Here is a 21,721-nt window from a genome sequence, read left to right as displayed (position 1 = left end):
GTGGCTTGCTCAGAGGCTTATGTCTCGAGCCTCTAGCCGCTGGAGCTAGACACGTCTCACCTAACTCGCTTTTCCCGCAGGAGTCTTCGTTTTGCACTCCAATCAACCGCTAGACAGAAGTGAAATCTCATTGTACAGTAATACAAATGATTTAAAAACCCGAATGAATTTGTCGTCCAATCCACAAATTCGTACGGGTTTTTCATTGTCTAAAACACTTTTTTCCCAGACTCTTTTTTTACTTCTTGCGTTCTTTAAGGAAGGAAATGACCTCCTCAAATGGCTGCTCGTCTTTCATCCGGTCAAATTGACTTAATGGATCACCGAGCTTGGTGAGCCGGTGCAGTACGATTTCCATCGTGAACCTTTCTGGATTCAGTTCTTCATTCACTTCATCCCACCAAAGAGGGGTAGCAACAAGAGCATCTTCGTTTCCGCGCAAGGAATAGGGCGCAATGATGGTCTTGCCTTCTCCATGCTGGATATAATCCACGTACAGTCGACCCTTCCGATTCTTTTTCATCCGTTCAATCGTGAAGTCTTCAGGGAAATTCGTCACAAGATAGTCCGCGATGAATTCCGTGAACAATCCAGTTTCCTCCCATCCATAGCCCCTTGGGAGTGGGATATAGACTTGTAGCCCTTTATTCCCTGATGTTTTTACAAAGCTGTGTACATGCATTCCGTCAAATAATCCCTTCATGATGTTTGCAGCCTTGACAGCCAAATGAAAATGTTCACGACTTGGGGGATCCAAGTCAAATACGATTTCGCTCACATCCTCTTGGTCTACTTTTTGAAAAGGGATGTGGAACTCGAGCGCCAATTGATTCCCTAGCCACATCAGACTCTCCAGGTTGTTGCAGGTGATGTATTCGATCCCGGATTGTTTATGTTTCTCGATGAAATCAGGTGCATAATCCGGGGCATTCTTCTGATAAAAAGGTTCCCCGAACATGCCATGAGGATAACGGATGCACGTCAACGCGCGGTTTCTCAGGAAGGGCAGGAGTGCAATCGATGCCTTACGCAAGTAGCGGATGTAATCCAATTTCTTGATCATCGGCTTCTCCCATAAAGGTTTGTCGGGGTGAGTGATGTCGACGATCTCCGGAATGCTTGCTTCATCGAGGAGGAACTGTTGGAATGTGCATTCATCAGGGCGCGATGAGAACATGAATTGGTGAAAATGAGGCTCCCGTAACTGGTCTTCGTACCAATTCAGATAGAGGATTTCCACACAAATCGCAGGCTCGATATAATAATGACTGCCTTCCTGCCGTGAATGATTTTGCTTGATGATGTTTTTTAAGGTCCTTTTGTCAGCGGGGGAAATCCCAAAATGAAATAATCCGATTTCCTTCACTTCTTCTCCTTGGAATACCCCGATGTGAAAATAATCGTTTGATGTATCCACTGAAGTGATGAAGCACAGGCATGACTTGCGATTCTTGATCTTCAGCCAGGAGGCGGAGCGTCTCCCTTCCTCCCATTTGCTATCAGACAGCTTTGCGACGACACCTTCTCCTTCCTCTTCGGTCACACAGCTCCATATTTCAGCCCAATCAGTGTAAGAAGGGACCATCTGGATGACTGAGGGGTTGGCCGCATCAGGTTTTAGCGCGATTCCCATTGATGAACACAAGTCACGAAGCTCGTTTTTTCGTTCTGAGTAAGGCTTGTTTTTAACCTGTTTTTTTCCACTTTGAATCAGGTCAAAAGCGAGAAACTTCACGGGTCTTTTCTCTGAAAACTCAGCGATATTCTTTGTTTGTTTCATCCGGCCCCTGATTTGTAATTCGAAAAATTCGCTGCTGAACGAAGACCGCAGAATGACAATTTCCCCATCAAGGATCATGGGGAGGGGAAGACGATCGTTCTCCACTATCTGCTGGACGTAGGCTTCTATTTCAGGGAATTGGGGGAGAAGTGATTTATTATTCCTGCTTGTCAAGTGTATCACCTTATTTTCATCGACCGATAAGATTCCCCTGAACCCATCGTACTTCACCTCGTACCGCCAATCTCCTTTCAATGGCGCCTCTTCCGAAAGCGTCGGCAACATCGGTTTCAACTTCATCACCTCCTTCATTGTAGCTACTATGATTCTTTTTAGTGTTGCCGCATCTCAACCGCATTATTTCCAAATGTTTTTGCGAATGAAGCATATTGAGGAACTAAAACTATGTATTAGAGGATTCAGTAAACAAAAAGGAGGGTAATGTTTATGCATACCGTATGGAAAGGATCGATCAGCTTCGGTTTGGTCAATATTCCGATCAAACTTCATTCTGCCACGGAAGATCGTGATATCAAGCTTCGTTCATTGCATAAAGAATGTCATTCACCGATCAAATATGAAAAGATCTGCCCTGTATGTGATGAAGAACTTGATCAATCTGACATTGTAAAAGGATATGAGGTGACAAAAGGTAAATTCATCGTACTCGAAGAAGAGGAATTGAATGCAATCAAGGAGACCAATGCCGAGAAGACAGTGGAAATCCTGGATTTCATCAAGATGGAGGAAATCGATCCGATCTTCTTTGACAGAAGCTACTTTGTATCACCGAATGATACTGGAAAAAAAGCTTATACCCTATTGAGGAAAGCGCTTGTATCCTCAGGAAAGGTCGGGATTGCCAAAATCACGATGAGATCGAAAGAACAGCTATCGGTCGTAAGGGTGTATAACAATACGCTCGTGATGGAAACAATCCATTATCCTGATGAAGTGCGTCCTTCTAAAGATGTCCCGAATGTCCCGGAGGAAGACGAAGTGTCAGGGAAGGAACTTGAAACGGCGACGATGCTGATCGAACAGTTGACGACCGAATTCAACCCGGAACAATATCATGATGAGTATCGTGAACGACTCAGTCAATTGATAGAATCAAAGCAGACGGGGGATAAGGTCGTGACTGCAAAAGAAAAAGCGCCGAAGGAAAATGTGTCAGACCTCATGGCTGCACTGCAGGCATCAATCGATTCGTCGAAGCCGGAAAAGAAGAAAGAAACAAAAGCGAAAGAAGCAAAAAAGAAACCGGTGAAAAAGAAAACGACAACAAAGAAAAAAGCGCAATAAGGAATGTAAAGAGGGAAGGAGATCACCTTTGGAGGAGAGACATACCAAAAAGACATTATTCTTCATCATCTCGTTAAGTTGTTTGGCCATCTTCACATGGGGATTCGTTACGGTTGTGGAGGAATGGAAAGAAAACGAGATAGCGGGCTTCGATGATGGGGTATTCACGATCATTCATGCATTCGTATCACCCAAGCTGACAGCATTGATGACATCGATCACTTTTTTGGGCGGGGTGAAATGGCTAAGTATTTGTACCGTTTCGGTCGTCATCATCCTATTGTTCATGAAGAAATATCCGCTCGCTTTATTCGTTGCAATCTCGGTCGGTTTGGGGGCGGGGTTCAATCTCCTGCTGAAATGGATTTTTAAACGGGAAAGACCTGATATCGAAGCATTGATCCAGCAGGGGGGTTACAGCTTTCCTAGCGGTCATTCAATGGGTTCATTCATTTTTTATGGAGCCCTTGCCTTCATGCTTTTCCGGGCATTCGATCGAATGTTATTCAAATGGTCGAGCGTTTTCTTGCTGGCTATTCTGATCGTATTCATTGGCATCAGCCGAATCTACCTTGGCGTTCATTATGCCAGTGACATCGTCGGGGGATTCACGGCCGGGGGAGGCTGGTTGACCCTCTGTATCGCGGTCTATCTTTATTTTTACAAACGAAGTGATTGGAAATATCGAGATGAATGAGAAAAACCCTGAAACGGTACTCCCGCTTCAGGGTTTTTTTGCTTAAAAAAGGTTGAATATATATGGGCCAAAGGAAGTGACGTATAAAAGGATGTAAATACCCATGAAATAAAATGCACCGCCGAACGTCCCCCAGTCAGGGTTACGCCCGAATTTCCAGATGGCGGCGGTCAGGATCGTGATGATCGTGATGCCGACATAGCCGCTCCCGGAGAAGGTAAGATAATCCGGAGCCGCAAAGTAGAAGTAGCCGTTCATGGCTTTATTTATGAACGTAAGCGGCATGAACAGGAAAATGACAATCGATGCATATTCCACCCAGTTGATGCCTTCTTTCTCGAAAATATTCGGCTTTAGCATATAAAGCAGAATGAGAAGGAGTAACGAAGGCAGTACCCAATAGAAAGAAGTCAGAATCGTAATAATGCTACTGAATACCATCAATACCGTGTTGTTGACGGCTTCTTTCATGCTGCGCTTGTTCAATTCGACAGAGCTTGAAATGACGTCAGGGTCTTGTGAAGCCCCGAAAAGTTCATACGAATCTCCGCCATAATCAAGCCAGGCAACGCTGTTCTCCGTTAATTGAAGAGGCATATATGAATAATGTTTTGTTGTCCCGATCGACTCTGCCTTCAGTGGAGAGTCATCCCCGAGTGGAGCCAGGTAGACACTGACCGAGTTGTGATCGCTGACTCGATGTCCTTCCGAAGTGAATAATATTGTGTTCTTGCCATCGATTGTGACTAATTTGGCTGAACGTGGTCCTTGAAGCGGTTCACCGGAATCTACATTCATGAACTTGAGGGTTTCAGGTTTCAACATTTCTTTACCGATTGTATCGATTGTGGTTGAGAGCTTCACAATTTTATAACTCAAAACTCCTTGGGCACGCATTTCCTCGTTATATAGAATGGTGAGCTTATTATCGCGGACTTCATATGTCAAGCCATCGATATGTTGGTTCGTGGAGATTTTCACCGTAGCGAATGGATCTCCTACTATTTTCCCGCTTTCATCCATATAATGTAGAACGGCCGATACGTCATTGAATTGCTCCTGAATGATCGCACTTCCGTTATCACCTTGATATACTTCCATCACCTTTTTTGAGAATTCATGGACTTTTTCTTTGGATAAATCAGTTGGATTGACCGAATAAAGTTCGTTTTTCACCCAGTAGAAAATTCGATCCTTACTTGTGCTAAGTCCGGTCGCTTCTTCTTCAATGACCGTATCTTTATTATTTTCCGTTGCAACCAACTGGCCGGATTTCATTTGGATGAAGGTGGAACCATCGGACCAAAATGGGTAGCCCCTCGTGATTTTGGTGTTCTCGACAGCATCTTCTTGAAGATTCAATTGTTCATCGAACTTCAACTGATGCACTTTACCATTGTCTGTGAGGAACAGGCTCTCATCATTGAAGAAAGCTTGCGGACGCTCATCGGATGTGAAGCCCAGTGGTACAGAGCGGCTCCAGTCAGGCTGAGGCTGTTTCTTTACTTCCAGTATCTGATTGATGAATAGTGCCCCCAATAAAAGCAGGATGATTACTAACGGGACACCAAATGACGTTATTTTTTCTTTCATCAAAATCCCCCTCTATCTCTCTCTATGTGTAGTGTGATGTCAATTTAGAATTTTACCACAATTCAAACTCTATGACACCAAATATTTCCTTGAGTGTATCGTACCCATCTTTTTTACGAGTTTCCGTATCTTTGCGAAAGTCAACGATCATGAACGTAAAGGGAGGGACCAGTATGTTTTCACCGGATAACATGATGAACTTCCATTTGTTCTCCGTTTCACATCTCTTGACGATTCTTCTCTTCTTCCTGCTTGCCGGCGTGATGGTCATGGTTATGATGAAAGGGCGAGATAACAAAGGGATCGGCACTCTATTGGTAGGGATACTGGCCGTGTCGGAAATCAGTTATCAAGTGTGGTCGGTGTTGTATGGGAATTGGTCCTTCCAAACGACCATGCCTCTCCATTTATGCAGTATCAGCACGTTTATAGGAATCTATCTTTATTTCAAGAAGAACGTTAAATGGTTTTATCTGTTTCTTTATATCGGATTCATCCCACCGATCCTTGCGATCATCACACCTGACAATCCATACGCGTTTCCACATTATCGTTATCTCAAGTATTTCCTTCATCACATGGGCATCCCATTAATGGTCCTATATTTATTCTTTCACGATCGCTATCAGGTCCCTAAAAGGTCTATCTTTTATGGGCTCTTTCTCGTCAATTGCCTGGCAGTCCCGATCTTGATCATCAACAAACTCAGCGGTTCCAACTATTTCTTCCTGTCAGGACCGCCTGAAGGAAACACCCCACTGCTATGGTTCGGGGATGGATTTGTGTATTTTTTGAATCTGGAGTTGGCGGCGGTGGTGGTGTTCACCCTGAATTATTTTTTATTCAGATGGTTGGAGAAGTACAGAAAGCAGGAAAGACAAAGGGTACAAGAAGAGGGCTGACCTTTTAGGTGCGTAGTGAATGCTACCACTTTAAGGAATTTAGGTTTTGTAGTTGACAATAAAGGGTGAACATCATACAATGATATTGAAAATCATTCTCATTGAAAATACAAGAGTTTCCCCCTCTTTCTTTTTATAATAGAGAATGGTTCATGATTACCCCCCTTTAATAAATCTTTAAAAAGACAATCCTGGTTTGCAGATGCCGGGATTGTCTTTTTTTCTGTATTCCTCAAGGGGAATTTCAAATGATGGTGCAGTGGAGGGGGGATTTCTCCGTGCTTTGTAGGAATTGATTGCAATTCGATCCCCGCTGTCGTAAATTGTAGAAGAATGTGAACAATTGGTAAGGTAAAGGAGTTGAATAGAGAGTGGATGAAAAAGAAGATAAACGTTTTCAAATCGCTCATCGTGAAGCGTTGATCGGGATCGCCCTTGTGTTGATCAACTTTGTTTGGTGGTATGGCTTCGCTTTCGGTCTTGGCGACGGTCCAGTCTCAGATTATGAATGGGTACTTGGGATGCCAGCGTGGTTTTTCTATAGCTGCATTGCCGGTTTCTTGCTCATGATCGGTCTGGTGATTGTGGTCGTGAAATTCATGCTGACAGATATTCCATTTGATGAAGAAGGGGAGGAATCCCATGAATAGCATGGCGTTGATCCCTTTGGTCTTATTCTTAATCATCATTTTCATTGCGGGGATTTATTCTTCAAGAAATAGTAGTAAGGCAGATTCCTTCGTACAGGATTATTTCCTTGGCAGCAGGCAGCTGGGAGGATTCATCCTTGCCATGACCATGATTGCCACCTATGGGAGTGCAAGCAGCTTCATCGGGGGGCCGGGAGCCGCTTATTCGTATGGACTGTCGTGGGTGCTGCTGGCCATGTCGCAAGTGGTCACAGGCTATTTTGTCCTGCTTGTGCTCGGGAAGAAGTTCGCGATCATGTCCAGGAAGTATCAAGCCGTGACGCTGGTCGATTATTTACAGGGAAGGTATCGGAATCATTACATAACGATCTTATCCTCTTTAAGCATCATCATCTTCCTGTTCTCCGCTATGATTGCACAATGGGTCGGCGGAGCTAGATTGATTGAATCCTTGACCGGACTTTCATATAAGAGTGCACTGTTCCTGTTTGCCGTTTCTGTCCTGGTCTATGTCATCATCGGCGGATTCAAGGCGGTTGCCGTCACCGATTCGATCCAGGGGGTCGTGATGCTGGTTGGTACGATGATCTTACTGGCAGCAACGATCATCGCAGGCGGAGGATTGGAAAACATCATGATGGATTTGAAAGCGGAAAATCCCAACCTGCTAAGTCCGCACGGGGCGAATGGTGAGCTGAGTGCACGTTATATCTCCTCCTTCTGGATCCTGGTCGGTGTAGGGGTGGTCGGCCTTCCTCAAGTGGCTGTTAGGGCCATGAGCTATAAAAATTCACGCTCCATGCACCGGGCCCTCATCATCGGGACGATTGTAGTCGGTTCGATCATGCTGGGGATGCACCTGATCGGGGTACTTGCACGTGCGGTGATCCCGGGTGTGGAAGTAGCGGATAAAGTGATGCCGCTCCTAGCGCTCGAAGTGCTCCCGCCATGGCTCGCAGGAATTGTTTTGGCAGCTCCGATGGCTGCGATCATGTCGACCGTCGACTCGCTCCTCTTGATTGTATCGTCAAGCATCGTGAAGGATGTGTATATGAATTACATCAATAAGGATGCAAAGGAAGAGAAAATCAAACGGATGAGTTTCATGGTGACAGCAATTACCGGTATCGCAGTATTCCTGTTCGCGTTGAGCCCGCCTGATTTGATCATCTGGCTGAATTTATTTTCTTTCGGGGGTCTTGAGGCAGTGTTCATCTGGCCGATTGTGCTGGGATTATATTGGGAGAGGGGAAATGCATCTGGGGCTCTCGCTTCCATGCTTTCCGGATTGATCTCTTATATCCTGTTCCACAGCTTCCTGCCGAACTATCTGGATATGCACACCGTCGTATTCCCAATCCTCATCTCGTTCGTCATGTATATTCTGGTTTCGCTTATGACGAAGAGGAGAAGCGTATATTGATTTTTCAGGGACAGCCTTGCTTTCAATAGGCTGTCCCTGTTTTATGCTATGTAAATAAGTGTTAATTTAAAAGGGGAAAAACAGACATAAGTAGAATGATAAGGAAGGGGGGAAGAAAATGAACTGGAAACTGACAAGATATAATGATATCAATGAATATTACAGCCGCGTGTACCCATTCCTTCTTAGGAAGGAAGCGGAATACAATTTGCCGCTCGGGCTGGTGAACAGCATCAAAACGTGGAGCCGGTATAAAGATCCTGTGCTGATCAGCGTGGAAGATGAGGGAGGGGTCCTGAAGGGCGTGTTCATCATGACTCCTCCGCATCATCTTGTTGCGGCTCTTGAAGTGGATGAGAAGGATTATGGCACCATCGCAGGAGAATTGCATATGATCCTAAAGAAGGAAGGCATTGAGATTCCAGGGGTTGTCTCAGAGAAAGAGTCGGCTCAACGATTCACCGAAGCATGGTGTGAATTGAAGGGTTGTCAGCAAGAAATAGGGATGAACCAGAGAGTTTATAAACTTGACCGTGTAAATGAAATCGAGCTGCCCGAGGGCAAATTGGTCAGGCCGAAGGAAGAAGATCTTCCTCTGCTTGCCAAATGGATCGTAGCATTCACTGAAGAAACAGGGGTGCACGCCATTTCACCTAGTGAAGCAATCAAGAGGGCAGAAGAGATGATTTCCAATGAGAAGTATTTGTACTTTTGGGAAGTCGAGGGGAAACCCGTCTCCATGGCAAGGGGAGGGAGATGGACGGATAACGGCATCACCGTGAATTTCGTCTATACACCCGCACCTCACCGGAAAAGGGGTTATGCATCAGCCGTTGTATCGGGATTAAGCAGGACCCTCCTGGAAGAGTTTGCATTCTGTACGTTGTATACAGACCTTGAGAATCCCACTTCGAACAAGATTTATATGGAAATCGGTTATGTGCCGATTGAGGATTCGCTGATGGTGGACTTCAAATGAAAGAAAAAGTTCTGAATTTTTGTGTTGACATCCATTGAAAAACGGATTAATATAATAAACAATAATTCAATGAGCGAACGGCGTTGACGAAGAGGAGTACCCGTTGCGGACACTTAAGAGAGCTGGTGGTTGGTGTGAACCAGTGTGAATGCGGCAGGGAATGGACTTCCGAGCTTCCAAACCGAAATCCTATGGGAGAGTAGGCTTTGGCGAATGTCTTATCGTTACAAAAGACGCGCATTAGAGCGAATGGCTTCGATGCGGCAGAGTGGACTGTATAATCAGTCAACGAAGGTGGCACCACGGGTATCCCGTCCTTTTTTAAGGACCGGGATGCCCTTTTTTTGTAGCTGAAAAATGAATAAACGAAATCGTAGAATAAGAGTAGTAAGCTTAAGTGATGCTTTACAGAGAGTCGGGGAAGGGTGAGACCTTGGCAGGATAGCTTAAGTCGAATGGACTTATGAGAGATGACTTGAAAGTCGAGTAGGGTCATACGGATTCCACCGTTACATGGATAGGATATCGGGTTTTAGCCCTGTATCCGAAATGAGAGGGAGTAAGTTTCTTGCTCCAAAATGAGGTGGCACCGCGATCAGCATCGTCCTCTATAAGTACAGTGAATCTGTGCTTATAGGGGACTTTTTTTATTTTGATTGGAGGAATGGGATGTGAAGCAACAAAGAGAAATCAAGTTTAGGGTGAGGGAGTTGAATGGTGATCTTTATACACCGATATCGCTTTTCCAATCATTGAAGGGAGCAAAGAAATTCCTTCTGGAAAGTTCGTTGAAGCATGAACAGTCAGGGAGATACTCCTTCGTAGGCAGTGATCCGTATCTTGAATGCAAGGCGCATGGAGATAGAGTGACGATCATGCGAAATAAGACGGGGGAAGAAGAAGTGCGGACTGGAATCCCCATTGAAATCATCGGGGAACTACTGCCAAGGGTGAATCAGGAAGGGCTAGATTTGCCTTTTGCCGGGGGAGCGATCGGGTATCTTGGCTATGACGTGATCCGTCAATATGAACGGATCGGCCATGTTCCGGAGGATGAGCTGGAAATGCCCGATATTCATCTGATGGTCTACGAAAAGGTGATTGTATTCGATCACGCCGAACAGAAAATTTATATAGTCGCTCTTGGTGAAGAAGAGAAAGAGCTTGAAAGTAAACTAGATGAGGTGCAAGGCGACATAACGAAAGTGGTCCTCGATGTCCATGATGCAGGGTTGAAGGATGTGGAATTCCAACCACAGATAACAGAGCAGGAATTTATCGAAAAGGTAGAAGCAGCGAAAGAATATATCAGGCAGGGGGATATCTTTCAGGTCGTGCTGTCACAGAGGATGAAGGCAGCTTTCAATGGGGATTCCTTTAGTTTCTATCGGATGTTGAGGCAGTCCAACCCTTCTCCCTATATGTTCTTCATCGATTTCGAGGAGTATGTCGTACTCGGTGCTTCACCTGAAAGTCTTGTAAAGGTTCAAGGCAGGAAAATCACGACGAACCCGATTGCAGGAACGAGAAGAAGAGGAGCGACGGAGGATGAAGATCAGCGGTTGGAAGACGAACTGTCTTCCGATGAGAAAGAAATCGCGGAGCACAGGATGCTGGTCGACCTTGGCCGGAACGATCTTGGAAAAGTGTGTGAAGCGGGCTCCATCACGCTGTCGAAATATATGCTTGTCGAGCGTTACAGGTATGTGATGCATCTTGTGTCAGAAGTGAAAGGGACACTCAGTGATGGCATAGATCCCCTTCAGGCGCTTGTTAGCTGTCTTCCTGCAGGGACCGTGAGTGGCGCACCAAAGATCAGGGCGATGCAGATTATCAATGAACTTGAAGATAAAAAGAGAGGGGTCTATTCAGGAGCCATCGGCTATTTAGGGGTTAATGGAAATCTGGATTTCGCTTTGGCCATCAGGACGCTTGTCCTAAAGGATCAGCACGCTTATGTGCAAGCAGGGGCTGGGATTGTGTACGATTCTGACCCGAAAAGTGAATATGAGGAAACGATGAATAAAGCGAAATCATTGCTGGAGGTGGGAAAATGATCGTCCTCATTGATAACTATGATTCCTTCACCTATAACCTGTATCAATATCTCGTAGAGCTCGGTGAGGAGGTATTGATCAAGCGGAATGATGACATCACCGCTGGGGACATCGAGGAATTGAAACCAGATGGAATTATTCTTTCCCCTGGACCAGGATCGCCCCGGCATGCGGGGAATTGTATCGAAATTATCCAGAATCTTCACGCAAGTGTGCCGATTTTGGGTGTGTGCCTCGGGCATCAGGCGATTGCTGCTGCATTTGGGGCCGAGGTGGTGATTGCTGACAAGATCATGCACGGTAAGACATCCTTGATCAAGCACGATGGACACGGGATCTTCGAGTATCTATCCCAGCCGCTTACCGTCATGCGATACCATTCGCTTGTTGTTGATAAAAACACACTTCCACCTCAATTCGAGGTTTCCGCGACCTCGATGGATGACAACGAAATCATGGCCATCAAGCATTTGCGTCACCCGCTATTCGGGGTTCAATTCCATCCTGAATCAATCGGGACGGATACAGGCAAAAAAATATTGAGCAATTTTTTAGTTGAGATGAGAAAGGGGAATAACCGTGAAAGAGTATCTGCAGAAGCTATCTAACGGACATTCTTTAAGTAGAGATGAGATGAGAAGAGCGGTACAGCAATTAGTCAAAGAAGAAACGACAGACAGCCAGATTGCCTGTTTTCTGACTCTGTTGAAAATGAAAGGTGAAACAGTCGATGAAATCACGGGTCTCGTTGAAGTACTGAGGGAAAAAGCAATGCCTGTCAGAAGTAAATTAAGTGGGGTGCTGGATAATTGTGGGACCGGTGGAGATGGGTCGCATAGCTTCAATATCAGTACGACGAGTGCATTTGTGCTGGCAGGTGCAGGCATAAAGGTTGCCAAACATGGCAACAGGAGCATTTCGAGCAAGACGGGCAGCGCAGACGTACTGGAACGATTAGGGGTGTCGCTCGACTTCAGGGAAGATGAAATCAACTCATTGCTTACCGAGTGCAACATCGCCTTTCTTTATGCCCCTCACGTCCATTCAGGGTTGAAACGGATCATGAAAGTCAGGAAGGAATTAAAAATCCCGACGATTTTCAATCTGATCGGGCCCCTGACCAATCCAGTGGAGCTTGAAACGCAGCTGATTGGCGTGTACAGAAGGGATATGCTCGAAACGATGGCGAAAGTACTTGACGAACTTGGCAGGAGGAGAGCGATTGTGTTGAACGGTGCCGATTTCATGGATGAAGCATCCCTTGCTGGTGAGAACCATCTGGTGCTTCTTGAGAACGGCGTCATCACCTCCTTCACGTTGACCGGGGAGGATGTCGGGCTCCCTCATTATCCGAATTCCATGATCGAAGGCGGGGACTCCGACATGAACGCAGACATTTTATTGGATGTCTTGGAAGGAAAGGAAGGGCCGCACCTTGACACGGTGTTATTCAACGCAGGAATTGCATTGTATGCCCATGGCACGGTTTCAAGCGTTGCAGAAGGTGTCAAGGAAGCACGTGACAGCATTTCGTCCGGGAAAGCAAAAGCTGCACTTCAAACCCTTCTCTCGTATAGCGAAACAAAAAGAAAGCAGGTGATCTGAATGTCTACGATTCTTCAAAAAATCATTGACCGGAAAGTGGATGAAATAAAAGAACTAAAACAGGTTGGGTTCCATTTATTCCATCAATCAACAAAACCAACAAGGCGATTATATGACACTTTGAAAAAAGCAGATCGGTTAGGGGTGATTGCAGAAATAAAGCGGGCTTCCCCATCAAAGGGGGATATCAAGGTGGAAGTGGACCCGGTACAGCAGGCGAAAGCCTATGAACGTGCAGGTGCCGCCGCCATCTCCGTCTTAACCGATACACCGTTTTTTAAAGGGAGGATGGAAGACCTGGCGTTGGTCAGGAAGGAAGTGTCCATCCCGATCTTATGCAAGGATTTCATTCTTGATAGGGTGCAGATCGACCGTGCCAAAGATGCAGGAGCGGATATCATTTTGTTGATAGTAGCCGCTCTTGACCGGCAGGCTTTACAATCACTCTATCAATATGCCGAAGAACAGGGGCTTGAGGTCCTTGTGGAGGTACATGATGAAAGTGAAATGAAGACAGCGTTAGAACTAGGTGCAAAGATCATCGGCATCAATAACCGCAACCTAAAGACCTTCGAGGTGAAACTGGATGTGACGGAAAGGTTGGCAAGGATAGTTAGCGATGATGAAATCGTCCTCATCAGTGAGAGTGGGATAGGATCCCCACACGACTCAGAAAGGGTGTCGAAAGCCGGTGCACACGGTGTACTGGTCGGGGAGACATTGATGAGGAGCGAAGACGCCGGGGAAACGTTAGCTTCCTTGCGGGTGCAGAAGGATGAACGCCAATGACGAAAATAAAAGTATGCGGCATTCAGGAACGGGAGGAAGCATTGTGGGCAGCCGAGGCGGGAGTCGATGCAATAGGGTTTGTATTTGCAGAGAGTAAGCGGAGGATCGCGCTTGAAAAGGCAGCTGCCATCTCTGCTTCGCTTCCCAATGAGGTATTGAAGATCGGTGTGTTTGTAAATGCAACAAAGAGTGAACTGCTACACGCGGCGAAAACGGCAGGTTTGGACTATGTCCAGCTTCACGGAGATGAAAGCCCTGAATTTTGCAAAGAGTTAACCATTCCATTCATCAAAGCAATTTCCATTAAAGACAGGGACGATCTCGAGGCTGTAACCCGTTACGGGAATGAGATGATTCTCGTCGATAGTGGAAAAGGACCGTTCAGGGGAGGCAATGGGACCTCATTTGACTGGGATTATCTTAGCGGTCATGAAGCAACTGACCGGAGACTGATCCTGGCTGGAGGTTTAAGGAAAAATAATATCTCTGAGGCAATCAGGAAGGTGAAGCCTTATATGGTGGATGTGTCAAGTGGAGTGGAACGCAACGGGAGAAAAGATGAACGGTTAATAAAAGAATTCATAGAAGAAGTAAAAGCCATTAATAAGGAAAGCGGGGAATGAACATGATGTATGCACAGCCTGACCAAAAAGGATTATTCGGACAATTCGGGGGCAGATTTGTCCCGGAAACATTGATGACGGCGGTCAAAGAACTCGAAGCGGCTTATGAGGAAGCTTTGAAGGATGAGGAATTCCATCGGAAACTTCAATACTATTTGAAGGATTACATCGGAAGGGAGAACCCCCTCTATTTCGCTGAAAATCTATCAAAGCGGATCGGCGGGGCAAAGATCTATCTTAAGAGAGAGGACCTGAATCATACGGGAGCCCACAAGATCAATAACACGATTGGCCAGGCGTTGCTCGCTGAACGGATGGGCAAGCGGAAGATCGTCGCCGAGACCGGTGCGGGCCAGCATGGGGTGGCAACGGCGACGGTGTGTGCGTTATTGAACCTCGAATGCGTGATTTTCATGGGGGAAGAGGATATCAGAAGGCAGAAACTGAACGTTTTCCGCATGGAGCTCCTTGGTGCGAAAGTGGTCGGTGTCACATCTGGGAGCGCTACCCTGAAAGATGCCGTGAATGAGGCGCTACGTTACTGGGTTGCCAATGTTGAAGACACCCACTACATCATCGGATCGGTTCTTGGTCCGCATCCGTTTCCGAAGATGGTACGGGATTTTCAAAGTGTGATCGGGAAAGAGACGAAGAAACAATTCCTCGAGAAGGAACATACACTTCCAGATGCCATTGTGGCGTGTATCGGCGGCGGAAGCAATGCAATGGGGATGTTCCATCCGTTCATCGATGATAAGGAAGTGGACTTGTATGGGGTTGAAGCTGCAGGGGCAGGGATTGACTCCAATAAACATGCGGCTACCCTTACGCTCGGAAGTCCAGGGATTTTACACGGCAGTCTGATGTACTTGCTTCAAGATGATGATGGGCAGATCCAGGAAGCACATTCAGTATCTGCAGGTCTTGATTATCCGGGGGTGGGACCGGAGCATAGTTTCCTCAAAGAAATCGATCGAGTCAAGTATACATCCATTACCGATCAAGAAGCGCTTGATGCGTTCCAGCTTCTCTGTCAGACAGAGGGCATCATCCCTGCGCTTGAGAGCTCTCATGCAGTTGCATATGCAGTGAAGCTCGCAAAAAAGATGAATAGTGAAGAATCAATCGTCATCTGTCTCTCGGGCAGAGGGGACAAAGATGTAGAACAAGTTAAAGAGTTGCTAGGGGGGCATCACAATGGGTAAAGATTTCATGGAGCAGGCTTTTCAAAAGGAACTGAATAAAGGGAATAAGTTATTCATCCCTTACATCATGGCCGGGGATGGCGGGATTGATGGGTTGATCGACTCGTTGAAACTGCTTGAAGAATCAGGTGCGACGGCAATCGAGATCGGGATCCCGTTTTCGGATCCTGTAGCGGACGGACCCACCATCCAGCGGGCAGGGAAGAGGGCTTTGGAAAACGGGGTCAGCCTTCAGTATGTTCTGGATGAATTGGCCGGAAGAAGAGGGGAAATCGGCATTCCGTTGGTATTCATGACCTACATCAATCCCCTTTATAAATACGGGATCGAACGCTTTTTCAGCCGCTGTGAAGAAGTGGGCGTGGATGGGGTAATTATCCCCGACCTCCCTGCAGAGCACAGGGACCTGATCGCTTCCCCAGCCGAAGAACATGGCATCGCCATCATCCAGCTTGCAACGCTGACGAGCTCGGAAGAAAGGATCCGTGAACTTGCTGCACTGACGGAAGGGTTCCTCTATGCCGTGACCATCAATGGTACGACCGGTGCAAGGAGCGCAGTCAATGAAAACATTGGAAATCATCTTCAAGTACTTAAACGATATAGTCAAGTGCCCGTGCTTGCAGGCTTCGGTATTTCAACCCCTGAACACGTAAGGGAAATGACCCGTGATTGTGACGGTGTCATCGTGGGTAGCAGGATCATCGACCTCCTGCAAGAAGAGAATGTAAGTAGCATCAAGGAGTTGATGGATGCAGCCAAAATGAGTAGTCCCATAAAATTATGAGTATTCTGTTAATTTTATTGGACTAGTGTAAAGCCATCCTAAAGATAAGTTAATAATTGGTAAAAAGCCTTCTTTCTCGATGGAAAATCGATATAGTAGAGGTGTAGTACAAATGCATCTTACTAGGAGGCTATAACAAATGAAATCAATGAAGAAATGGTTTTTCATGCTTTTAATGTCGGTATCAGTAATCGGTTTTGCAGCAGGATGCAGCAGTGACAATGAAGAAGATAATGGAACGGAAGAGCAAATGGATGAAGAATCCAATACAGAAGACACAACTGAAGATAGCAACGCTGAACAATAATGAACAAACAGTCAGTCCTTATCGAAGGGCTGGCTGTTTTTTAATAAGTACATACTTGAACCGTTTGGAAAATTCAGTTAATCTGAATCTGTATATTGGAATTGGTAGTAGAAAGGATATTGAACATGAACATTCCGGCAAAACTTCAAAAGGGAGATACCATCGGGATCTGCTCCCCTTCTTCACCGGTGGCTGCCTATTGTCCCCGACGATTAAAGAGGGGCATTGAAGAACTGAAGCACCTTGGGTTCAAGGTGAAGGTGGGAGAACATACGAGAAGGGCGATGGAGTATATGGCGGGTTCCATTGACGATAGAGTGGCCGACCTTCATGAACTCTTCAAGGATCCTGAAGTAAAGGCGATCATCACCACGATCGGGGGGACATGCTCCCATCAACTACTTGAAAAATTGGACTACGGTCTCATCCGAGAACACCCAAAGATCTTCATGGGGTACAGTGATATCACCGCCCTACACACCGCCATTTATACAAAGACTGGCATGACAACGTATCTTGGACCAGCGATTCTTCCTCAGTTCGGAGAATACGGTGGGATACTTCCCTACACGAAGGAATATTTCCTCAAGACGCTCGTGGAAGGGGAGAAAATTGAGTATCAGCATTCCGATCATATGATCATGGAGCATCTTTGGTGGGATGAAGAAGATGATCGTCCCAGACAAGGGATCACGAATGGAGGACCTTCCATCATCAATGAAGGTTCGGCAGAGGGAAGGGTGTTTGCGGGAAACGTAGGAACCTTGCTCTTGTTGGCAGGCACCGACTATTTTCCTGATCTAGAAGGTTCGATTCTATTCATTGAAGATGACCCCGAAGAGACGCCATCTTCCATTGATCGTTATTTGACTCAATTAAGGCATTTGGGCGTTTATTCGAAAATAAGTGGACTGGTCATCGGAAGATTTCATGAAAATGTAGGGTTTAAGGAGGATCAACTTTCATCAATGGTAAAACGAGTGACGGAAGGGTATACCTTTCCGATCGTGACCGATCTCGACTTCGGCCACACTGATCCGATGTTCATCCTGCCGAACGGTATTCGATGTAGATTGCGGGCAGGAACAGACGGGGTCCACCTTCGATTACTGGAACATCCCGTTACATAAGGAGGAATGATGATGAGTAAGATCAATACCGTTTTTATCCCTGTCGCTGACTTGAAGGAATCCGTTGACTGGTATGGAGATGTGCTTGGTTTGACCATCGATCCAGAGCAATATCATTCAATCAATACATTGCCGGTCTATACATTTGCCATGGGGGAGACATCCCTGACGCTTGAAAAGGAAGACGGATTCACCCCGTCCCCGTCCACGGTCCCGATCTGCAACATTCACACTGAAGACATTGAAAAAGTGTATGATGATTTCTCCAAGGAAGGTGTACAAATCCAATCAAACATCATCACATTCCCGGAGTTCTCTTACTTTAATTTCAGGGACTTAAATGGAAATCTCTTAATGATGTGCACAGGATAAGGATTCCCTTGTTCGCTCGGGGAGTTTTAACTTCATTTCGTACATGATAATGAGACAGTCAAAGCTGGTCGCACGTTTTTATACTGTATATCGATGTTTTTGAAACCGGCAGTAGCCAATTCCCCGGAGATTTCATCGGCATAGTTACGGGCCCTGCTGTCTCGTTCCTCCTCCCCACGGGGCTGGACGGTAATGAGGAGCGTCCCTTCAGGCTTCATCATCTGAAACAAATGGGACAAAGCCTTTTGTTTGTCTGACCAGAGAGGATAATTATTCACTGAGAAAATATGATCATACTGCACATTATCCGGCTGAAATTCGCAAATATCATGGACAAACAAGCGGACCCTTCCTTCATCTACTGCCTTTTTGTTTTTATGATTGGCCGTATCCATCATAGTGGGAGAGAGATCGACACCATCAACAGCAGTCCCGGGATGCTTTTTCATTATCCGATCAATGCAATACCCTGGTCCGAAGCCGACCTCAAGGATGTGATCCCCCTTCCGGATGGGGATACGTTGTATGGACCATTTATTGATCCGGCGGTTATCGAACTCCATGATTTTTCCAACGATCCATCCCATCAGCCCTTTTGGCTCTCTGAATTGTTTCTGCAAGGAAAAAGGCATGTGATCCCCACTTTCTATTCGTAATACTTTCATCATTCCACCTCGGATTCCATTTGAAACATCATAGTGGAAATCCTAGTTGTACATTCTAAATGTGAAAGGAAAGGGAGGATCAACAGTGAAAATAACGGTCTTATCTGACACCCATATGCAGAGGAAGGGAAGGTGCTTTCCGGAGGAACTAATAGCTGATTTGAAAGAAAGCGAACTCATCATACATGGGGGAGATTTTCAAGACTTAGAAGTGTATAACAGGTTGAAGGAATTTGGTGAATTAATCGGTGTGGCAGGGAATGTGGATGGCCATGATATTAAACGTGTACTACCTGATAAGAGGGTGACGGTCATCAATGATGTAAGGATCGGAATTGTTCATGGGGACGGGAAAGGAAAGACGACTGAAAAGAGGGCAGAGGAAGCGTTCAAAGGCGAAGATGTGGACCTGGTCATTTTCGGTCACTCCCACATACCATATCTGAGATACCATGGCGGGGTACTGCTCTTCAATCCCGGTTCTCCGACAGATAAACGGAGGGTGCCGATGTTTTCCCACGGCGTGCTTGAAATCGAAGATCGCACCCGGTGGTCGATCTCGCATGCATTTTACTCTTGATTCAGTTGGAGGTGATGCCGGGTCACCTCCAACTGTAATTTCAGTTACAATGCAAACTGGTGATAGTCCTGGCTGTAGATGGTTTGAAAGCCACTCATTTCGTAAAGCTTCAGCGCGCGGCTGTTGGTGGCTGCAACATCGAGAAAGATTTGGTTGGTCCAAAGAGATTCTTCCTTGACTACAAGTGAGAGGGCTTTCTTTCCGATGCCTCTACCCTGATAGTCGGGGTCAATGGCAAATCCATATATGTAGCTTTCCCCTTCCATACGCTGAATGCGGATTTTTCCGACCGTATGTCCATCGGCAAGAATCATCATGCTTCTCTGTCCGGTCTCGGTGAGGGTCTGTTTCAGCATCGCTTCAGCGTCGGAGCGTTTCTGACCGAAGCAGTCGATATCTAGTTTGATGCAGTAAGGGATATCATCCTCCATCATTTCTCTTGTCGATACGTTTCCGGAATCAGGCATCGGATGTCGAGGGTCCCATTTCATCTCATATTCCGTGAAGTCGTATCGTGCACGGATTGCTTCGGCAAAGCCTTTGCCTGATGATGATGTGCCGGGCGTGTTGATCAGGAGCGAGTGTGCGTCGCGTGCCTTCAATGAAGTCAATGCCTGATGAAACATCCCTTTGAAGATCCCCTTTTTCCTGAAAAGGGGATGAACCATTCCGCAGAGCTCGTATTGGTCGCCGAATCCGTATAGGGCAAGATATCCGATGAGCTCATCATGTTCATAATGGAAATAATCATCCTGATGAGACTCTCGACTTTGAAGCATATCCCAATTAAGCTTCAACTTGATCTTTTCGTTTTTTTCGCATAGTTCCTGAAGTTGTTTAATGTCATGGAGTTGTTTTGTTGTCAGCATGGTCGTTTCTCCTAAAATATGAATTTTCTTACTATTTTAGTTGAGTCACGTATGTTTAACAAGCTATTTTTCCCAAAAGAAAAAGCCACAGGATCTGTGGCAATACGCGTCTATTCTTTCGTTTGAATCCGAGCGATGACGTCGTGCAGATCATCAGGCTTCAAGAATTCCAGAGGGGAGAAGCCTTTTTCGAACGTAACGGATTCGCTTTCAATCATCAATATGTACCGACCGTTGACTTTTGCAAAGTGAATGCTGTCACCAAAGTCTGAAAGTAGGGCTTTGACTGAAACATGGTCAAGCTTCATTTTTAATTCCACTTCCGGTGACTGTTCCACAATCTGAGTGGTTGCCTCGACAACCTGTTCGGTGGAGAAGCGCTCCTGCAGTTCCCGTTTCGGACTGATGGCCCATTCTTCCATCGCTTGTTCAAATTCGACGCGCTCATCGCTTTCTTCCACATAGGTCTCTTCAATATGTTCTTTGACCATCCCGTACACTTGTGTCTTCACGATTTCAGGCATCGATTTTTCATATTCGACCCACTTAAGGAAATCCTCGAAGTAACGGGCATGGGAGGCTTGATGTATTTTCAATTCGGCAGAATCCATCATTCCTTCTTCCGGCATGAACGGGTATTGGATTGATTTCATATTTTTCGTGGTAATGGCCATCTCGACGTTGTGAATAAGGGTCGATGCATCGGTGATCCGGGCGACTTTCGGTTCGAAATCACACTTCATGATGAAGACAAAAGGGTCATCAAAGAATTTGGTCAGCTTAGCCGTTGCGATGACCAGTGCACCGCCGCGAATCGCGCTTGTTTCGATATACATTTGGGCCAGCTGATCGCACGCTTCCCTGAACGTCTCTTTATCCTCGGCAAACCTTGCTTTATGAAATAAGTTATAGTTCGGGTTGGACGTCAATTCATGGCCTGGTTCAGTGATGAAACGTCCGATCTTGGTGGGAGCGTTATCGGATTTGGAATGGCGGTCGACCTTCCTTTTGACAATCTTCGTCAATTCGCCGTCCAGGAATGTCTTCAGGTCGCTTTCTTCATATTGTTCCGTGGACAGTGTTTGAAAATGCTTAAAATGTTTTTCTGCTTCCTCTCCATTACCGTCTACCTGTATGAGGTAAAAAGAGAGGTGTTGAATCTTGAATTCCATATTCCGACTCCATTTCATTGGGAATGATTTTTTTAGAATGGTTCTGTTTTTTCAGTATAAGAAAGCGTGAATGGTTCGTCAATCTTGTAATGAAACTTATGGTTTAGAGGGATAGTAAATGGTAACGTGCTTCTCGGCATGCGTCATCGGTCGCCTTTCGGATCTTGCCTGATCCTAGAATGGTCCCGGTCTTGCCAAAGCAGAATATTTCAGAAATGAATGAAAGAAGGG

Annotated in this window: 22 protein-coding genes and 2 other annotated features; of the genes, 17 read left to right on the top strand and 5 right to left on the bottom strand. The window is 45.9% G+C overall.

The window, feature by feature from the left end; genetic code table 11:
* Positions 1 to 238: 238 nt before the first annotated feature.
* Positions 239 to 2,080: a DNA ligase D gene (locus tag LCM10_RS05735; RefSeq protein WP_318247472.1), complete on the bottom strand. Its 1,842-nt coding sequence runs from the start codon at positions 2,078 to 2,080 to the stop codon at positions 239 to 241.
* Positions 2,081 to 2,227: 147 nt separating this feature from the next.
* Here LCM10_RS05735 and LCM10_RS05730 point away from each other — a divergent pair, with 147 nt between their 5' ends.
* Both LCM10_RS05730 and LCM10_RS05725 read left to right on the top strand, forming a co-directional pair.
* Positions 2,228 to 3,085, top strand: coding sequence for a Ku protein (locus LCM10_RS05730; protein ID WP_224875200.1), 858 nt, complete (start codon positions 2,228 to 2,230; stop codon positions 3,083 to 3,085).
* A 28-nt stretch (positions 3,086 to 3,113) separates the two neighbouring features.
* Positions 3,114 to 3,782 carry a phosphatase PAP2 family protein gene (locus LCM10_RS05725; RefSeq protein ID WP_224875199.1) on the top strand — a complete coding sequence of 223 codons (669 nt, stop codon included), beginning with the start codon at positions 3,114 to 3,116 and terminating at the stop codon, positions 3,780 to 3,782.
* 42 nt (positions 3,783 to 3,824) lie between these two features.
* Here the strand turns inward: LCM10_RS05725 and LCM10_RS05720 are convergent, their stop codons facing one another.
* The gene (locus tag LCM10_RS05720) at positions 3,825 to 5,375 is read right to left on the bottom strand and encodes a hypothetical protein (RefSeq protein WP_224875198.1); all 1,551 of its coding nucleotides are present in this window, start codon (positions 5,373 to 5,375) and stop codon (positions 3,825 to 3,827) included.
* Between the two features lie 173 nt (positions 5,376 to 5,548).
* On the opposite strand from LCM10_RS05720, the gene LCM10_RS05715 reads away from it, so the two are divergent.
* The 14 genes from LCM10_RS05715 (at position 5,549) to LCM10_RS05650 (ending at position 18,204) form a co-directional block, all read left to right on the top strand.
* Positions 5,549 to 6,277, top strand: coding sequence for a TIGR02206 family membrane protein (locus LCM10_RS05715; RefSeq protein ID WP_224875197.1), 729 nt, complete (start codon positions 5,549 to 5,551; stop codon positions 6,275 to 6,277).
* Between the two features lie 371 nt (positions 6,278 to 6,648).
* Positions 6,649 to 6,927, top strand: coding sequence for a YhdT family protein (locus LCM10_RS05710; protein ID WP_224875196.1), 279 nt, complete (start codon positions 6,649 to 6,651; stop codon positions 6,925 to 6,927).
* Positions 6,920 to 8,350 (top strand): sodium/pantothenate symporter, encoded by a 1,431-nt coding sequence (gene panF / locus LCM10_RS05705; RefSeq protein ID WP_224875195.1) that lies wholly within the window; start codon positions 6,920 to 6,922, stop codon positions 8,348 to 8,350. Before LCM10_RS05710 ends, panF begins: the two co-directional genes overlap by 8 nt.
* A gap of 118 nt (positions 8,351 to 8,468) precedes the next feature.
* Positions 8,469 to 9,329 carry a GNAT family N-acetyltransferase gene (locus LCM10_RS05700; RefSeq protein WP_224875194.1) on the top strand — a complete coding sequence of 287 codons (861 nt, stop codon included), beginning with the start codon at positions 8,469 to 8,471 and terminating at the stop codon, positions 9,327 to 9,329.
* 74 nt (positions 9,330 to 9,403) lie between these two features.
* Positions 9,404 to 9,651 (top strand) — a binding site (T-box leader).
* 43 nt (positions 9,652 to 9,694) lie between these two features.
* Positions 9,695 to 9,941: a binding site (T-box leader), on the top strand.
* Positions 9,942 to 10,000: 59 nt separating this feature from the next.
* Complete coding sequence (trpE, locus tag LCM10_RS05695; protein WP_224875193.1) at positions 10,001 to 11,386, top strand: anthranilate synthase component I; 1,386 nt, start codon at positions 10,001 to 10,003, stop codon at positions 11,384 to 11,386.
* Entirely contained in the window at positions 11,383 to 11,994 is a 612-nt protein-coding gene (locus LCM10_RS05690; protein ID WP_224875192.1) for an anthranilate synthase component II, read from the top strand. Before trpE ends, LCM10_RS05690 begins: the two co-directional genes overlap by 4 nt.
* Positions 11,966 to 12,991, top strand: a complete 1,026-nt coding sequence (trpD, locus tag LCM10_RS05685; protein ID WP_224875191.1) for an anthranilate phosphoribosyltransferase — start codon at positions 11,966 to 11,968, stop codon at positions 12,989 to 12,991. The genes LCM10_RS05690 and trpD overlap by 29 nt, the downstream gene beginning before the upstream one ends.
* Positions 12,992 to 13,780 carry an indole-3-glycerol phosphate synthase TrpC gene (gene trpC / locus LCM10_RS05680; RefSeq protein ID WP_224875190.1) on the top strand — a complete coding sequence of 263 codons (789 nt, stop codon included), beginning with the start codon at positions 12,992 to 12,994 and terminating at the stop codon, positions 13,778 to 13,780.
* A complete protein-coding gene (locus LCM10_RS05675; protein ID WP_224875189.1) occupies positions 13,777 to 14,403 on the top strand; it encodes a phosphoribosylanthranilate isomerase in 627 nt (208 codons plus the stop codon). Before trpC ends, LCM10_RS05675 begins: the two co-directional genes overlap by 4 nt.
* The gene (gene trpB, locus LCM10_RS05670) at positions 14,400 to 15,608 is read left to right on the top strand and encodes a tryptophan synthase subunit beta (protein WP_224875188.1); all 1,209 of its coding nucleotides are present in this window, start codon (positions 14,400 to 14,402) and stop codon (positions 15,606 to 15,608) included. Before LCM10_RS05675 ends, trpB begins: the two co-directional genes overlap by 4 nt.
* On the top strand, positions 15,601 to 16,395 hold the full coding sequence (trpA, locus tag LCM10_RS05665) for a tryptophan synthase subunit alpha (RefSeq protein ID WP_224875187.1): 795 nt from the start codon (positions 15,601 to 15,603) through the stop codon (positions 16,393 to 16,395). Before trpB ends, trpA begins: the two co-directional genes overlap by 8 nt.
* Positions 16,396 to 16,534: 139 nt before the next feature.
* The gene (locus LCM10_RS05660; RefSeq protein ID WP_224875186.1) at positions 16,535 to 16,702 is read left to right on the top strand and encodes a hypothetical protein; all 168 of its coding nucleotides are present in this window, start codon (positions 16,535 to 16,537) and stop codon (positions 16,700 to 16,702) included.
* 125 nt (positions 16,703 to 16,827) lie between these two features.
* Positions 16,828 to 17,832 (top strand): S66 peptidase family protein, encoded by a 1,005-nt coding sequence (locus LCM10_RS05655; protein ID WP_224875185.1) that lies wholly within the window; start codon positions 16,828 to 16,830, stop codon positions 17,830 to 17,832.
* 12 nt (positions 17,833 to 17,844) lie between these two features.
* Positions 17,845 to 18,204: a VOC family protein gene (locus LCM10_RS05650; protein WP_224875184.1), complete on the top strand. Its 360-nt coding sequence runs from the start codon at positions 17,845 to 17,847 to the stop codon at positions 18,202 to 18,204.
* 32 nt (positions 18,205 to 18,236) lie between these two features.
* Here the strand turns inward: LCM10_RS05650 and LCM10_RS05645 are convergent, their stop codons facing one another.
* Entirely contained in the window at positions 18,237 to 18,872 is a 636-nt protein-coding gene (locus LCM10_RS05645; protein ID WP_224875183.1) for a class I SAM-dependent DNA methyltransferase, read from the bottom strand.
* 82 nt (positions 18,873 to 18,954) lie between these two features.
* Between LCM10_RS05645 and LCM10_RS05640 the strand changes: the two genes are divergently transcribed.
* Positions 18,955 to 19,449, top strand: coding sequence for a metallophosphoesterase family protein (locus LCM10_RS05640; protein WP_224875182.1), 495 nt, complete (start codon positions 18,955 to 18,957; stop codon positions 19,447 to 19,449).
* A gap of 44 nt (positions 19,450 to 19,493) precedes the next feature.
* On the opposite strand, the gene LCM10_RS05635 is transcribed toward LCM10_RS05640, so the two are convergent.
* Together LCM10_RS05635 and LCM10_RS05630 are read right to left on the bottom strand one after the other, a co-directional pair.
* Positions 19,494 to 20,318 (bottom strand): GNAT family N-acetyltransferase, encoded by an 825-nt coding sequence (locus tag LCM10_RS05635; protein WP_224875181.1) that lies wholly within the window; start codon positions 20,316 to 20,318, stop codon positions 19,494 to 19,496.
* Positions 20,319 to 20,428: 110 nt separating this feature from the next.
* Entirely contained in the window at positions 20,429 to 21,490 is a 1,062-nt protein-coding gene (locus tag LCM10_RS05630; protein WP_224875180.1) for a DUF3900 domain-containing protein, read from the bottom strand.
* Between the last annotated feature and the right edge of the window lie 231 nt (positions 21,491 to 21,721).

The organism is Rossellomorea aquimaris (assembly GCF_020171925.1).
Lineage (GTDB): Bacteria > Bacillota > Bacilli > Bacillales > Bacillaceae_B > Rossellomorea > Rossellomorea aquimaris_F.
The sequence above is the reverse complement of the archived record's forward strand: the minus strand, read 5'-3'. Positions and strand labels throughout refer to the sequence as shown.

Coding starts and splice junctions, on each gene's coding strand:
- LCM10_RS05735 (WP_318247472.1), bottom strand. CDS start 2,080: ATGAAGTTGAAACCGATGTTGCCGACGCTTTCGGAAGAGGCGCCATTG.
- LCM10_RS05730 (WP_224875200.1), top strand. CDS start 2,228: ATGCATACCGTATGGAAAGGATCGATCAGCTTCGGTTTGGTCAATATT.
- LCM10_RS05720 (WP_224875198.1), bottom strand. CDS start 5,375: ATGAAAGAAAAAATAACGTCATTTGGTGTCCCGTTAGTAATCATCCTG.
- LCM10_RS05715 (WP_224875197.1), top strand. CDS start 5,549: ATGTTTTCACCGGATAACATGATGAACTTCCATTTGTTCTCCGTTTCA.
- panF (WP_224875195.1), top strand. CDS start 6,920: ATGAATAGCATGGCGTTGATCCCTTTGGTCTTATTCTTAATCATCATT.
- LCM10_RS05700 (WP_224875194.1), top strand. CDS start 8,469: ATGAACTGGAAACTGACAAGATATAATGATATCAATGAATATTACAGC.
- LCM10_RS05690 (WP_224875192.1), top strand. CDS start 11,383: ATGATCGTCCTCATTGATAACTATGATTCCTTCACCTATAACCTGTAT.
- trpC (WP_224875190.1), top strand. CDS start 12,992: ATGTCTACGATTCTTCAAAAAATCATTGACCGGAAAGTGGATGAAATA.
- LCM10_RS05675 (WP_224875189.1), top strand. CDS start 13,777: ATGACGAAAATAAAAGTATGCGGCATTCAGGAACGGGAGGAAGCATTG.
- trpB (WP_224875188.1), top strand. CDS start 14,400: ATGAACATGATGTATGCACAGCCTGACCAAAAAGGATTATTCGGACAA.
- trpA (WP_224875187.1), top strand. CDS start 15,601: ATGGGTAAAGATTTCATGGAGCAGGCTTTTCAAAAGGAACTGAATAAA.
- LCM10_RS05660 (WP_224875186.1), top strand. CDS start 16,535: ATGAAATCAATGAAGAAATGGTTTTTCATGCTTTTAATGTCGGTATCA.
- LCM10_RS05655 (WP_224875185.1), top strand. CDS start 16,828: ATGAACATTCCGGCAAAACTTCAAAAGGGAGATACCATCGGGATCTGC.
- LCM10_RS05650 (WP_224875184.1), top strand. CDS start 17,845: ATGAGTAAGATCAATACCGTTTTTATCCCTGTCGCTGACTTGAAGGAA.
- LCM10_RS05645 (WP_224875183.1), bottom strand. CDS start 18,872: ATGATGAAAGTATTACGAATAGAAAGTGGGGATCACATGCCTTTTTCC.
- LCM10_RS05635 (WP_224875181.1), bottom strand. CDS start 20,318: ATGCTGACAACAAAACAACTCCATGACATTAAACAACTTCAGGAACTA.
- LCM10_RS05630 (WP_224875180.1), bottom strand. CDS start 21,490: ATGGAATTCAAGATTCAACACCTCTCTTTTTACCTCATACAGGTAGAC.